The organism is Corallococcus sp. AS-1-6 (assembly GCF_020037015.1).
Taxonomy (GTDB): domain Bacteria; phylum Myxococcota; class Myxococcia; order Myxococcales; family Myxococcaceae; genus Corallococcus.
This window is the reverse complement of sequence record NZ_JAIQDE010000007.1, coordinates 1-13716: the sequence shown is the minus strand read 5'-3', so window position 1 is coordinate 13716 and position 13716 is coordinate 1. Positions and strand designations below refer to the sequence as shown.

The following is a 13716-nucleotide window of genomic DNA, read 5'->3' as shown; positions in this document are numbered from 1 at the left end:
GGAAGGAACCCTGGGCATTCAAAGGGGTTTGCGACCTAAGCACACCCCATGGGTGATGAAAACGCTGCTCAGGCCCGCGGAGAAGACGCCCCGCTGCCCGAATTCTTGGTCGTCCGGTGGGCACGACGGGTGGGCTTCAGGAGCACATCCAGCTTCTTCGAAAGGCGGTCCAGCTCCCGGGTGATCTGCTCCACCTGGGACTGGCTGGCAACTCCCACCGCCTCCACGACCTTCGTCTGGAGCCCATCCAGCCGCTTGCGCAGCTCCACGCCCGCGGCGTCCACCTTCTTGCCAAGCTCCTGCACCCGGGGGTCGGCGCGCAGCTCAGCGGCCTGCACCTTCGTCCAGAGGGCCTGGACCTCCTTCGCCGCCACCTGGCCCCGCGTCTCCAGCGCACGGAAGGCCTTGTTCGCCTCCCCCTCCAGGCCCTGGAACCGCTTCTGCGCCTCGGAGAACCGCCCCTTCAGGTAGGCCTCCACGTTCTGCGTCACGCCCGTCTTCGCGTCAGCCTTCTCAGTCGTCGTCGCCATGTCGCGCTCCCCCCCGGGTGTTCCGGGTCTCATAACGTGATGCGTCAAGATAACGCACCGCGACATGCTGTCAAGCAAACAGGAAACGAAGTGTGCAAAACGAGAAAGCCGCCGCCCCGGCATGACACCAGGACGGCGGCGGACTCACGAAGCGTCAGGGACGCTCCCTACGCAAGCACTAGGCGACGTCGGTGGACCGGGTGTCCGGCCGCGACGGCGGAGGGGCCAGGGGGCCGGTGTCGCCGTGGGTGGCGGCCAGGGCGGCCTCCATCTCGTTGACCTCGTCCGTGGGGCTCTCCACCTCGATGTCGAGGTGCTTGTAGTTCGGCAGGCCCGTGCCGGCGGGGATGAGCCGGCCCATGATGACGTTCTCCTTGAGGCCGCGCAGGTAGTCCACCTTGCCGTTGATGGCGGCCTCGGTGAGCACCTTCGTGGTCTCCTGGAACGACGCCGAGGAGATGAACGACTCGGTGGAGAGCGACGCCTTGGTGATGCCGAGCAGCAGGGGCTCGCCCACGGCAGGGCGCTTCCCTTCGGACATGACCTTCTCGTTCTCCTCTTCGAACACCCACTTCTCGACCTGCTCGTCGACCAGGAAGTTGGTGTCGCCCACGTCGGTGACGCGCACCCGGCGCAGCATCTGCCGGACGATCGTCTCGATGTGCTTGTCGTTGATCTTCACGCCCTGCAGTCGGTAGACCTCCTGCACTTCGTCCACCAGGTAGCGCGCGAGTTCCTTCTCGCCCAGCACCTTGAGGATGTCGTGCGGGTTGGCCGCGCCGTCCATCATCGCCTCGCCGGCCTTCACGCGGTCGCCGGAGTGGACGTTGATGCTCTTGCCCTTGGAGATCAGGTACTCCTTGGCCAGGTCCGCGCGCTGCTCGCCGCTCACCTCGGGGGTGATGATGAGCTTGCGCTTGCCCTTGGTGTCCTTGCCGAAGGACACCACGCCGTCGATCTCCGCGATCGCCGCCGCGTCCTTGGGCTTGCGCGCCTCGAAGAGCTCGGCCACGCGGGGCAGACCGCCCGTGATGTCCTTGGTCTTCGTCGTCTCGCGCGGCACCTTGGCGATGACCTCGCCCGCGGAGATCTCATCCTGGTCGTTGACCGTGATGATCGCGCCCTGGGGCAGGAAGTAGCTCGCCTGGTTCTTGGAGGACGGCAGGTCCTTCACGTTGCCGGCCGCGTCGCGGATGGTGACGCGCGGACGCGCCTCCGGGTCCTTCGACTCGATGACCGTCTTGCGCGACAGGCCCGTCACCTCGTCGAGCGTCTCGGACATCGTCACGCCTTCGATGATGTCCTCGTAGCGCACGACACCGCCCACTTCCGTGAGCAGGGGGATGGCGAACGGGTCCCACTCGGCCAGGAGCACGCCCGGCTCCAGCTTCTGGTTCTCCTTCACCAGGATGCGGGCGCCGTAGATGATCTGGTAGCGCTCGCGCTCGCGGCCCGACTCGTCGACGATGACGATCTCGCCGTTGCGGTTCATGGCCACCAGCGTGCCGTCCGCCTTCTGCACCGTGTTCAGGCCCGCGAACTTCACGGAACCCGCGTAACGGTTCTCCAGGCTGGACTGCTCCGCGCGACGGGTCGCCGCGCCACCGATGTGGAAGGTGCGCATCGTGAGCTGCGTACCCGGCTCACCGATGGACTGCGCCGCGATGACGCCCACGGCCTCGCCCACGGACACCTTGCGGCCACGCGCCAGGTCACGGCCGTAGCACTCCACGCAGATGCCGCGCTTGGCCTGGCAGGTGAGCACCGAGCGGATCTTCACCTTGTCCAGGCCGCTGTTCTCGATGCGGCGGACGCGGTCCTCGTCGATCTCCTCGTTGGCGCGCACCAGCACCTCGCCCGTCACCGGGTCGAGGATGTCGTCCAGGGCCACGCGGCCCAGGATGCGCTCACCCAGCGGCTCGATGATCTCGCCGCCCTCGACCAGGGCGCCGATGAACAGACCGTCCATGGTGCCGCAGTCGTACTCGTTGATGATGGCGTCCTGCGCCACGTCCACGAGACGGCGGGTGAGGTAACCGGAGTTCGCCGTCTTGAGCGCCGTGTCCGCCAGACCCTTGCGGGCGCCGTGCGTGGAGATGAAGTACTGGAGCACGGAGAGGCCTTCACGGAAGTTGGCCGTGATGGGCGTCTCGATGATTTCGCCGGAGGGCTTCGCCATCAGGCCGCGCATACCCGCCAACTGGCGGATCTGCTGGGCGCTGCCGCGGGCACCGGAGTCGGCCATGATGTAGATGGGGTTGAACGACGGCTGCTTGCGCGTCACGCGCTTGCCGTCCACGTCCCCGCTGGCCTCGTCCTGGGAGATCTGCTGCATCATCTCCTGGGCGACCTTCTCGGTGATCTCCGCCCAGATATCGATGACCTTGTTGTAGCGCTCACCGTCGGTGATGAGGCCTTCCAGGTACTGGTTCTCGATCTCCGACACTTCCTTGCGCGCGTAGTCCAGGAACTCCTGCTTCTTCGCAGGGATGATCATGTCCTTGAGCGCGATGGAGATACCGGCGCGGGTCGCGTGGAAGTAGCCCGCGCTGCGGACGCGGTCCGCCAGTAGCACCGTCTCCTTCTCGCCCGTGAGGCGGTAGCAGAGGTCGATGAGGTTACCGAGCGACTTCTTGTCGAGCACCTTGTTGATGGCGTCGAAGCCCACGCGGCGCGGAACGACTTCCCACAGCAGCACGCGGCCGACCGTAGTCTCCTTCCGCTTCCCGTCGATACGGCAGACGATCTTCGCCTGCAGGTGCACCTCGCCGTGGTCGTACGCGGCGCGCACCTCGTCCGGAGACGAGAACACGCGGCCTTCACCGTTGGCGAACTCGCGGGCGCGCGTCATGTAGTAGATGCCGAGCACCATGTCCTGCGTCGGGACGATGATGGGCTTGCCGTTCGCGGGGCTGAGGATGTTGTTCGTCGACATCATCAGCACGCGCGCTTCCATCTGCGCTTCGATGGACAGCGGCACGTGCACGGCCATCTGGTCGCCGTCGAAGTCCGCGTTGAACGCGGCGCACACCAGCGGGTGGAGCTGGATGGCCTTGCCCTCGATGAGGACCGGCTCGAAGGCCTGCATGCCCAGGCGGTGCAGCGTGGGGGCGCGGTTGAGGAGCACCGGGTGCTCGCGGATCACGTCCTCGAGGATGTCCCAGACCTCGGGACGCTCCTTCTCCACCATCTTCTTCGCGGACTTGATGGTGGTGACGTAGCCCTTCTCTTCGAGCTTGTTGTAGATGAACGGCTTGAAGAGCTCGAGCGCCATGATCTTCGGCAGGCCGCACTGGTGCAGGCGCAGCTCGGGGCCCACCACGATGACGGAGCGGCCCGAGTAGTCCACGCGCTTGCCGAGCAGGTTCTGGCGGAACCGGCCCTGCTTGCCCTTGAGCATGTCGGACAGCGACTTCAGCGGCCGCTTGTTCGGGCCGGTGATCGTCTTGCCGCGGCGGCCGTTGTCGAACAGCGCGTCCACGGCCTCCTGGAGCATCCGCTTCTCGTTGCGGATGATGATGTCCGGCGCGTTCAGCTCCTGCAGCCGCTTGAGGCGGTTGTTGCGGTTGATGACGCGGCGGTACAGGTCGTTGAGGTCGGAGGTCGCGAAGCGGCCGCCGTCCAGGGGCACCAGCGGACGCAGGTCGGGCGGGATGACCGGGATGACGTCCAGCATCATCCACTCCGGCTTGTTGCCGGACGAGCGGAACGCCTCGGCCACCTTCAGGCGCTTGGCGTACTTCTTCCGCTTCGCCTCGCTGGTGGTCTCGCGCATGTCCTTGCGCAGTTCCTCGGACAGCTTCTCCACGTCCAGGGACTTGAGCATCTCGCGGACGGCCTCGCCGCCCATGCCCGCGCTGAACGAGTCCTCACCGTGCTCCTGGAAGAGCCGGTGCATCTTCTCCTCGGAGATCAGCTCGCCCCTCTGGAGCGGCGTCGCCTTGGGGTCGATGACCATGTAGCTCTCGCAGTACAGCACCTTCTCCATCTCCTTGAGGGTGATGTCGAGCAGGTTGCCGATGCGGCTGGGCAGCGACTTGAGGAACCAGATGTGGGCCACGGGCGTGGCCAGCGTGATGTGTCCCAGGCGCTCACGGCGCACCTTGGACTGGATGACCTCCACGCCGCACTTCTCGCACACGACGCCACGGTGCTTCATGCGCTTGTACTTGCCGCAGTTGCACTCGTAGTCCTTCACCGGCCCGAAGATGCGGGCGCAGAACAGGCCGTCCCGCTCCGGCTTGAAGGTGCGGTAGTTGATCGTCTCCGGCTTCTTCACCTCGCCGTGCGACCACTGGCGGATCTTGTCGGGCGACGCCAGCGCGATGCGGATGGCGTTGAACGACAGCGGGTCCTTCGGCTTCTCGAAGAAGTTGAAAATGTCCTTCACGTTGCCTCCGAAAACTTATGAGCGCCTCAGGCGCCAAACGTTTCGGGCCCCCGCCCTGCGCCCGGCCAGCCGCTCCCTCCACGAGGGAGCAGCCAGCCGGTCAGGCGGGCGCACCGGCTTCTTTGAAAAGGCCTAGGCCTTAAGCCTCGGTCCCCGACTTCCGGTCCTCGCCGTCGCCGCCGCCCAGGAAGTCACCGCCGAAGCTGCGCTGCCGCTCCGGGGGCGCGCTCTCCAGCAGCTCCACGTCCAGGGCCAGCGACTGGAGCTCCTTGAGGAGCACGTTGAACGACTCAGGCAGGCCGGACTCCAGGACGTTGTCGCCCTTGACGATCGCCTCGTACATGCGCGTGCGGCCCACCACGTCGTCCGACTTGACCGTGAGGAACTCCTGCAGCGTGTACGCCGCGCCGTAGGCCTCCATCGCCCAGACTTCCATCTCGCCCAGACGCTGACCGCCGAACTGGGCCTTGCCGCCCAGAGGCTGCTGCGTGACGAGCGAGTAGGGCCCGATGGAACGGGCGTGGATCTTCTCGTCCACCAGGTGGTGCAGCTTGAGCATGTACATCACGCCCACGGTGACGTTCTGGTCGAACGGCTCACCCGTGCGGCCGTCGAAGAGCACCATCTGACCGGAGCGCGGCAGCCGGCCCTCGTCGAAGAGGGCGTGCAGCTCCGTCTCGCGAGCGCCGTCGAACACCGGCGTCGCCACGTGGATGCCCTTCTTCAGGCGGCGGCAGAGGTCCTGGACCTCCTGGTCGGACAGGCCGTCCACGAAGTCGCCGAAGGCCTTGTCGTCGTAGACGGTCTTCAACTGCTTCTTGAGCTGCTCGCCGCTGAAGTTCTCTTCGATGTAGCGCTGGAGCTGCTCGCCCACGCCCTTCGCGGCCCAGCCCAGGTGGACCTCGAGGATCTGCCCGATGTTCATGCGGGACGGAACGCCGAGCGGGTTGAGGACGATGTCCACAGGACGGCCATCCTCCAGGTACGGCATGTCCTCCTCGGGGAGGACGCGGGACACGACGCCCTTGTTGCCGTGGCGGCCGGCCATCTTGTCGCCCACCGCCAGCTTGCGCTTGATGGCGACGTACACCTTCACCATCTTGATGACGCCCGGGGGGAGCTCGTCGCCCTTCTTGATGCGGGCGATCTTCTCGCCGAAGGCCAGCTTCACGGCCTCCTTCGTCTCCTCCAGGTTGCGCAGGATGTCGCGCAGGCGCGCGTCCAGCGGATCACCGACGGAGATCTCGCCCCAGTACTTGTACGGCACCGTGGCCAGCAGCTCGTCGTTGAGGATGTCCCCCTTCTTCAGGAGGATCTTCCCCTTGTCGTCCACGAGCTTGCCCTGGACCTCCTTGCCGCGGACCAGCCCGCGGAGGCGGCTGTACGCGGAGTCCTGGAGGACCTTGATCTCGTCGTTCTGGTCCTTGAGGAGCTTCGCCTCCTCCATGGACTCGATCTGCTTGGCGCGCTCGTCCTTCTCCACGCCCTTGCGGCTGAACACCTTGGCGTTGATGACGGTGCCGACCACGCCCGGGGGCACGCGCAGGGAGCTGTCGCGCACGTCGCCGGCCTTCTCACCGAAGATGGCGCGCAGCAGCTTCTCTTCAGGGGAGAGCTGGGTCTCGCCCTTCGGGGTGATCTTGCCCACCAGCACGTCGCCGGGCTTCACCTCGGCGCCGATGCGGATGATGCCGCTCTCGTCCAGGTCCTTGAGGGCTTCCTCACCCACGTTCGGGATGTCGCGGGTGATCTCCTCCTTGCCCAGCTTGGTGTCGCGCGCGATGCACTCGAACTCCTCGATGTGGATGGACGTGAAGACGTCCTCCTTGAGGATGCGCTCGCTGAGCAGGATGGAGTCTTCGAAGTTGTAGCCCTGCCACGGCATGAACGCGACGACCACGTTCTGCCCCAGCGCCAGCTCACCGGTCTCGGTGGCCGGACCGTCCGCGATCACGTCGCCCTTCTTCACCCGGTCACCCTTGCGGATGATGGGCTTCTGGTTGAGGCACGTGTTCTGGTTGGAGCGCTGGTACTTGAGCAGGTTGTAGATGTCGACCTCGCTCGACACGTCGCTCAGGGCCGCGTTGGCGTCCGCCTTCACCACGATGCGGCTGGCGTCCACGGACTCCACGATGCCGTCACGGCGGGCCACGCACGTCACGCCCGAGTCGCGCGCGACGATGGCCTCGATGCCCGTGCCCACGAGCGGGGCCGCGGTGCGCAGGAGCGGCACCGCCTGGCGCTGCATGTTGGAGCCCATGAGCGCGCGGTTCGCGTCGTCGTTCTCCAGGAACGGGATGAGGGAGGCGGCCACCGACACCAACTGGTTCGGGGACACGTCCATCAGGTCCACGTCCTCGGCCTTGACCTGGACGAACTCGCCGCTGCGGCGGCTCTGCACCAGCGCGTTGACGAACTTGCCCTTCTTGTCCGTCTCCGCGTTCGCCTGGGCGATGGTGTGCTTCTCCTCCTCGAGCGCCGAGTAGAAGGCCACGTCCCCCGTGACGCTGCCCGCGTCCACCTTGCGGTACGGCGTCTCCACGAAGCCGAACTCGTTGACGCGCGCGTAGGTCGACAGCGACGCGATGAGGCCGATGTTCGGGCCTTCCGGCGTCTCGATGGGGCAGATGCGGCCGTAGTGCGTCGGGTGCACGTCGCGGACTTCGAAGCCCGCGCGCTCACGCGTGAGGCCGCCAGGCCCGAGCGCGGACAGACGGCGCTTGTGCGTGACCTCCGAGAGCGGGTTCGTCTGGTCCATGAACTGCGACAACTGGCTGGACCCGAAGAACTCCTTGATCACCGCCGTCACCGGCTTGGCGTTGATCAGGTCGTGCGGCATGAGCGTCTCGATCTCCTGGAGGCTCATGCGCTCCTTGATCGCGCGCTCCATGCGGACGAGGCCGATGCGGTACTGGTTCTCCAGCAGCTCGCCCACCGCGCGGACGCGGCGGTTGCCCAGGTGGTCGATGTCGTCGATCGTGCCCTTGCCGTTCTTCAGGTCGATCAGGTAGCGGATGACCTCCAGGATGTCGCGCTTGGTCAGGATCTGACCGTCGAGGGGCTCCTCGAGGCTGAACTTGAAGTTCAGCTTGAGGCGGCCGACCTTGGACAGGTCGTAGCGCTCCGGGTTGAAGAACAGGTTGCTGAACAGGTTCGTCGCCGTCTCCGGCGTCGGGGGATCACCCGGGCGCAGGCGCCGGTAGATCTCCATGATGGCCTGCTCGGGCGACTCGATCTTGTCCAACATCAACGTCTCACGCAGGTACGGGCCCACGTTGAGGTTGTCGATGAAGAGGACCTTGAACTCCTTGATGTCGCGCTTGAGGAGCTCGTCCACCTTCTCCTGGGAGACCTCCTCGTTGCACTCGAGGATGACCTCACCGGTGTTCTCGTCCACCACGTCGTAGGCGGACACCTTGGTGAAGAGCTCGTCCGCGTCGATGGGCAGCTTGGTCATCTTCGCCGCTTCGAGCTTCTTGATGGCGGCGCGGGTGAACTTGCGGTTCTTCTTGACGATCAGCTCACCGGACTTGGTCTTGATGTCGCGCGTGGCGCGCTGACCCGGCAGGAGCTCCAGCTCGACGGACTTCTCGAAGTCCGCGGCGCTCTGCAGGTAGATGGTCTCGGTGGCGTAGTAGTAGTTGAGGATTTCCTCGGTGGAACCCTTGAAGTCGAGCGGGTTCTTCTTCGCCGTGTCGCCGACAGCGCCCAGGGCGCGGATGAGCACGGTGGCCGGCAGCTTGCGGCGCCGGTCGATGCGCACGTACAGCAGGTCCTTGTGGTCGAACTCGAAGTCGATCCACGACCCGCGGTACGGGATGATGCGGGCGTTGTAGAGCAGCTTGCCCGACGAGTGGCTCTTGCCCTTGTCGTGGTCGAAGAACGCACCCGGGCTGCGGTGCAGCTGGCTCACCACGACGCGCTCGGTGCCGTTGATGATGAACGTGCCGTTCTGGGTCATCAGCGGGATTTCGCCGAAGTAGACCTCCTGCTCCTTCACGTCGCGGATGGACTGGGCGCCGGTCTCCTCGTCCTTGTCCCAGACGACTAGGCGCACGACGACCTTGATAGGCGCCGAGTAGGTCATTCCACGCTGGTGGCACTCATCGACGTCGTACTTCGGCTTCTCCAGGTGATAGCTCACAAACTCCAGCGAGGAGGTCTCGTTGAAGTCCCGGATCGGGAAGACGGACTTGAAGACACCCTGAAGGCCAAGGTCCTCACGCTTCTCCGGGGCGATGTCGGCCTGGAGGAACTTCTCGTAGGATTGCTTCTGGATGTTGATGAGATTGGGAATGTCGATGATCTTCGCGATTTTCGCGAAGGTCTTCCGCACGCGGAAATTGTTCTGGATCTGCGTCGGCATTCGGTCTCCGGGGACGGCTGCTCGGGCGGGGCAAACTTCAGTAACGCGCGGCGGCGCCGGGAAATTTGGCAAATGTCAAATGGGCAAAGCCGGCGCCCCAGCAAAGGGAGCGCCGGCCTGCTCATCCGATCAGGCGGCTACCCGGGATTTCCCGGAAGAACAGGGCAGCCCCTGTACAGAACTACTTGATCTCGACGGTGGCGCCAGCCGCGGTGAGCTGGTCCTTGATCTTCTTGGCGTCGTCCTTGTTGACGCCTTCCTTGACCGTCTTGGGCGCGCCCTCGACCAGGTCCTTGGCCTCCTTCAGGCCCAGGCCGGTGATGGCGCGGATCTCCTTGATGACGTTGATCTTGTTGGCGCCGGCGTTCGCCAGCACCACGTTGAACTCCGTCTTCTCCTCGACAGGAGCGGCGGCGGCGGCGGGGCCGGCGGCGGCAACGGCCACCGCGGCGGCGGAAACGCCCCACTTGTTCTCCAGCAGCTTCACGAGCTCGCCCGCCTCGAGGACGGTGAGCTTCGAGAGTTCTTCAGCAATCGCGTTCAAATCGGCCATGGAACTGTTCCTTCTGGTTGACTAACGGCCGGCGACCCATTTGGGCGGCTCGGCCGAAGAGGTTGCGGTAGAAAAACTTCTCGGGACGATTACTGCCCCTGCGCCTTGTCCGCGTGCGCCTGGATGACGCGCGCGAGCTGCGACCCGGGGGCCGCGATGGTCCGGACCAGCTTGCCTGCAGGCTGGTTGAGCATGCCGAGCAACATCCCGCGCAGCTCATTGAGGCCCGGCAGCTTCGCCAGCGCCTTCACGCCGTTGGCGTCGACCTTGTTACCGGCGACGACGGCGCTACGGACCTTGATGGTCTCCATGTCCTTGATGAAATCCATCAGGATCTTCGCAGGAGCCACCTCGTCGTCGTAGCTGATGCACAGCGCCACGGGACCGGTGAAGTCATCAGAAATCGCGGAGACGGTCGTACCCTGAGCGGCACGGCGCGCCAGCGTGTTCTTGATGACCTTGTACTCGACCTTGCCCTCGCGGAACTTGCGACGCAGCTTGGTGACGGTCTCGACGTTCACCTTGGAGGACTCCACGAGCACCGCGGTCTTGGTCCGCGAAAACTTCTCGTGAAGCTCCTTGATCATCTCTTCCTTCTCGCTCTTCAGCACCTTGACTCACCTCCTTCATGGCCCGACTTGACGGTCGGGCGTGATGCCTGGGCCAAAGTGGCAGAGCGAGAGAGGAGCCTCCGAGAGGCACCACACCGCACCTCCAGTCTCGGCAGGGCTGGCCTTGCGGCCGTTTGAACCAGGAGCGGATGGACGGCCCGACCGGTTGCCCGGTTCCCAACGGACGCGCCTTCCCCAATCCAGGTCCCTGCTGTCATGAACCAGGTCGGAACGCCGCGTCTCTCGACATGGCGCTCCAATTGCAAAAGCCGGGGGCCTATACCCCCGGCTTTCGCAAAGATCCAGCACTTTCTATCTGGATGACGTTCTCCGGGCGACAGGACTGGCGCTCCCTGTGAGGGAGCGCACCCTTCCCTGCCCGTCCTGACACCCGCGATTAGCGGTGACGCGCCAGGATTTCCTGGGTGTCGAGCTTGATGCCCGGCCCCATGGTCGTCGAGATGGCGATGCCCTTCAGGTACACGCCCTTGGCGGTGGCCGGCTTGAGCTTCATCACCAGGTCCACCAGCGCGTTGAAGTTCGCCTCGAGCTTGTCCGAGGCGAAGGAGGCCTTGCCCATCTTGGCGTGGACGATGCCCGCCTTCTCCGCGCGGAAGTCCACCTTACCGCCCTTGGAGTCGCGGATGGCCTTGGCGACGTCCATGGTCACGGTGCCGACCTTCGGGTTCGGCATGAGGCCGCGGGGACCGAGCACCTTACCGAGGCGGCCGACGATGCCCATCATGTCCGGCGTCGCGATGACGGTGTCGAAGTCGAGGAAGCCCTCCTCGATGCGCTTCTGGAGGTCCTCGGCGCCGACGATGTCCGCGCCGGCGTTGGTGGCCTCGGTGGCGCGCTCACCCTTGGCGAACACGGCCACGCGCACGGTGGCGCCGGTGCCGTGCGGGAGCACCACGGCGCCACGGACCATCTGGTCCGCGTGCTTCGGGTCCACGCCCAGGTTGATGGCGACGTCGACCGTCTGGTCGTACTTCGTCGCGCGGGCCTCGACCGTCTTCTTCAGCAGCGCGAAACCCTCGGCGACGGGGTAGCGCTTGTTGCGGTCCACCAGCTCGTTGGACGCGCGGAACTTCTTTCCGGAGTTAGCCATTGCAGGAATCCTTGAGAGAGAGGGCGGGCTAGCCGACGACGTCGATGCCCATGGAGCGCGCGGTGCCAGCAATGGTGTTCATGCAGGCTTCGATGGACGCGGCGGTGGTGTCCTGGATCTTCTTGTTGGCGATCTCCTCGAGCTGCTTGCGGGTGATCTGCCCCACCTTCTCCTTGCCCGGCTTCTTCGCGCCCGAACCCTTCTTCTTCTCCGTGTGGAGACCCGCGGCCTTCTTGATGAGGATGGCGGCGGGAGGGGTCTTCAGGATGAAGGTGAAGGAGCGGTCCTGATACACGGTGATGATCACCGGGATGATCAGACCCTCCTTGGCCTCCGCCTGCGTCTTGGCGTTGAACTGCTTGCAGAACTCCATGATGTTCACGCCCTGCTGACCGAGCGCGGGACCAATCGGCGGGGCGGGGTTCGCCTTGCCGGCGGGGATCTGCAACTTGACCTGACCTGTGACCTTCTTCATCGGCGGACTGCTGCCTTTCGAGAGGGTGGTTCCGACGGGCCGCCAGACGGGGCGACCCTCCCACCCGTTGATCCGCGCCCGTCACCCGGGCGCGGAAGACTTGTGAAACTAGCCGGTGGTCTTCTCCACCTGCATGAAGTCGAGCTCCACGGGGGTCGCACGGCCGAAGATGCTGACGAGCACGCGCACGCGGCCCTTCTCCGGGTTGACCTCTTCCACGGTGCCATTGAAGTTGGCGAACGGGCCATCGATGACGCGCACCGTGTCGCTGGTCTCGAACTGGACCTTGGGCTTGGCCTTGTGGGCGCCCTCGGTGACCTGCGCGGTGAGGCGCTCGACCTCGCGGTCCGACATGGGCCGGGGCTGCTCGTTCTGGCCGACGCCCGGGAACCCCGTCACCTTGGAGGTGTTCTTCACCAGGTGGACGGTGGTGTCGCTGAGCTCCATCTGGACGAAGATGTAGCCCGGAAACAGCTTGCGGCGGGTGGTCTTCTTCTCGCCGTTCACCATCTCCACGACCTGCTCCATGGGGATGAGGATCTCACCAATCAGATCCTGGTCCTGCAGGCCCTTGAGGCGCACCTGCTCTTCCAGGTTCTTCTTCGCCTGGTTCTCGTAGTTCGAGTAGGTCTGGACCGTGAACCATTTCTTCGCCATTACAGCTTCCCCCACAGCGCAGGCAGCCACTCCACCATCAAGTTGTAGGCGACGGTGTCGATGCAAAAGAGAAGAACGGCCGCCACCAGCGAGGCGACGACCACGGCCATGGTCGATGCGCGGGTCTCCGACCAGGTAGGCCAGGTGACCTTCATCAGCTCGGACGCCACGTCGATGGAGAGGGCGTGCGTACGAGGGTGGAAGTAGGCCGCCAGCACCACGGCCAGGCCGGCCGCGTAGCCCACCAGGGTCGACACGCGCCAGCCGAGGCCCTCGAAGAGCTCCGCGTCGCTCCAGCCGAACCGGCTCCAGAGCAACCCGAAGACGTGCTCCAGGAAGAGGGCCAGGACGATGCCGGAGACGAGATAGAAGATGACCACGAGCCGCTTGGGGTCGATGCCCGAGCGGTTAGCCTGCTGGCTGGCCTCAGATGCCGTCGCCATGGTGCCTCACGAGGGACTGCGGAAGCGGGACTGCGAAAAGGCAGGGACCCCCGGCACCGCTCGGTACCGGGGGTCCCTGTACTGAAGCTGGCAGGCCAGGAGGGATTCGAACCCCCAACACGCGGATTTGGAGACCGCTGCTCTACCGTTGGAGCTACTGGCCTAAACCTTCATGAAACCGACGACCTAGACCTTGCCTTCCTTGTGGTCCGTGTGCTTGCGGCAGCGAGGGCAGAACTTGCTCAGCTCAAGCTTGTCCTGGCTCTTCCGCTTGTTCTTCGTGGTCGTGTAGTTCCGCTCTTTGCACGTGGTGCACTCGAGCGAGATGATGGAACGGTTACCCTTAGGCATGGTTCATTTCACCAGATGCGAGAAGGGAAGGCTACAAAAGCAGCCCTCCCCTCCGCAACTCAGTGCCCGTGAAAGCCGGTCGGCGGGAAGCCGACTAGGCGATGATCTCCGCAACGACGCCGGCGCCCACCGTACGGCCACCCTCGCGGACGGCGAACCGGAGCTCCTTCTCCATCGCGACCGGGGTGATGAGCTCCACCTCGATGGCGATGTTGTCGCCCGGCATGAC

Annotated in this window: 10 protein-coding genes, 1 tRNA gene and 1 pseudogene; all 12 read right to left on the bottom strand. The window is 65.1% G+C overall.

Annotated elements, in window-relative coordinates:
- Nucleotides 1-68: 68 nt before the first annotated feature.
- A complete protein-coding gene (locus K8612_RS11615; RefSeq protein WP_223762318.1) occupies nt 69-530 on the bottom strand; it encodes a hypothetical protein in 462 nt (153 codons plus the stop codon).
- 178 nt (nt 531-708) lie between these two features.
- On the bottom strand, nt 709-4920 hold the full coding sequence (gene rpoC / locus K8612_RS11610) for a DNA-directed RNA polymerase subunit beta' (protein WP_223741320.1): 4212 nt from the start codon (nt 4918-4920) through the stop codon (nt 709-711).
- A gap of 139 nt (nt 4921-5059) precedes the next feature.
- Nucleotides 5060-9286 carry a DNA-directed RNA polymerase subunit beta gene (gene rpoB / locus K8612_RS11605; protein WP_223741319.1) on the bottom strand — a complete coding sequence of 1409 codons (4227 nt, stop codon included), beginning with the start codon at nt 9284-9286 and terminating at the stop codon, nt 5060-5062.
- Nucleotides 9287-9467: 181 nt separating this feature from the next.
- Nucleotides 9468-9839, bottom strand: a complete 372-nt coding sequence (rplL, locus tag K8612_RS11600; RefSeq protein ID WP_120587545.1) for a 50S ribosomal protein L7/L12 — start codon at nt 9837-9839, stop codon at nt 9468-9470.
- Nucleotides 9840-9928: 89 nt separating this feature from the next.
- Complete coding sequence (gene rplJ / locus K8612_RS11595) at nt 9929-10450, bottom strand: 50S ribosomal protein L10 (RefSeq protein WP_206793013.1); 522 nt, start codon at nt 10448-10450, stop codon at nt 9929-9931.
- A gap of 397 nt (nt 10451-10847) precedes the next feature.
- The gene (rplA, locus tag K8612_RS11590; protein WP_223762317.1) at nt 10848-11561 is read right to left on the bottom strand and encodes a 50S ribosomal protein L1; all 714 of its coding nucleotides are present in this window, start codon (nt 11559-11561) and stop codon (nt 10848-10850) included.
- 28 nt (nt 11562-11589) lie between these two features.
- Nucleotides 11590-12036 carry a 50S ribosomal protein L11 gene (rplK, locus tag K8612_RS11585; protein ID WP_120596209.1) on the bottom strand — a complete coding sequence of 149 codons (447 nt, stop codon included), beginning with the start codon at nt 12034-12036 and terminating at the stop codon, nt 11590-11592.
- 108 nt (nt 12037-12144) lie between these two features.
- Entirely contained in the window at nt 12145-12693 is a 549-nt protein-coding gene (gene nusG, locus K8612_RS11580; protein ID WP_014397772.1) for a transcription termination/antitermination protein NusG, read from the bottom strand.
- Nucleotides 12693-13136 carry a preprotein translocase subunit SecE gene (gene secE, locus K8612_RS11575; protein ID WP_223741317.1) on the bottom strand — a complete coding sequence of 148 codons (444 nt, stop codon included), beginning with the start codon at nt 13134-13136 and terminating at the stop codon, nt 12693-12695. Before secE ends, nusG begins: the two co-directional genes overlap by 1 nt.
- Nucleotides 13137-13224: 88 nt before the next feature.
- Nucleotides 13225-13300 (bottom strand) — tRNA-Trp (locus K8612_RS11570).
- Nucleotides 13301-13322: 22 nt separating this feature from the next.
- Complete coding sequence (rpmG, locus tag K8612_RS11565; protein WP_002617522.1) at nt 13323-13487, bottom strand: 50S ribosomal protein L33; 165 nt, start codon at nt 13485-13487, stop codon at nt 13323-13325.
- 94 nt (nt 13488-13581) lie between these two features.
- Nucleotides 13582-13716, bottom strand: a pseudogene (gene tuf, locus K8612_RS11560) (elongation factor Tu); the annotation flags it as partial.

What these genes read in the sequence shown, in the direction of transcription:
- K8612_RS11615 (WP_223762318.1), bottom strand. Translation starts at nt 530, where the DNA reads ATGGCGACGACGACTGAGAAGGCTGACGCGAAGACGGGCGTGACGCAG.
- rpoB (WP_223741319.1), bottom strand. Translation starts at nt 9,286, where the DNA reads ATGCCGACGCAGATCCAGAACAATTTCCGCGTGCGGAAGACCTTCGCG.
- rplL (WP_120587545.1), bottom strand. Translation starts at nt 9,839, where the DNA reads ATGGCCGATTTGAACGCGATTGCTGAAGAACTCTCGAAGCTCACCGTC.
- rplA (WP_223762317.1), bottom strand. Translation starts at nt 11,561, where the DNA reads ATGGCTAACTCCGGAAAGAAGTTCCGCGCGTCCAACGAGCTGGTGGAC.
- rplK (WP_120596209.1), bottom strand. Translation starts at nt 12,036, where the DNA reads ATGAAGAAGGTCACAGGTCAGGTCAAGTTGCAGATCCCCGCCGGCAAG.
- nusG (WP_014397772.1), bottom strand. Translation starts at nt 12,693, where the DNA reads ATGGCGAAGAAATGGTTCACGGTCCAGACCTACTCGAACTACGAGAAC.
- secE (WP_223741317.1), bottom strand. Translation starts at nt 13,136, where the DNA reads ATGGCGACGGCATCTGAGGCCAGCCAGCAGGCTAACCGCTCGGGCATC.
- rpmG (WP_002617522.1), bottom strand. Translation starts at nt 13,487, where the DNA reads ATGCCTAAGGGTAACCGTTCCATCATCTCGCTCGAGTGCACCACGTGC.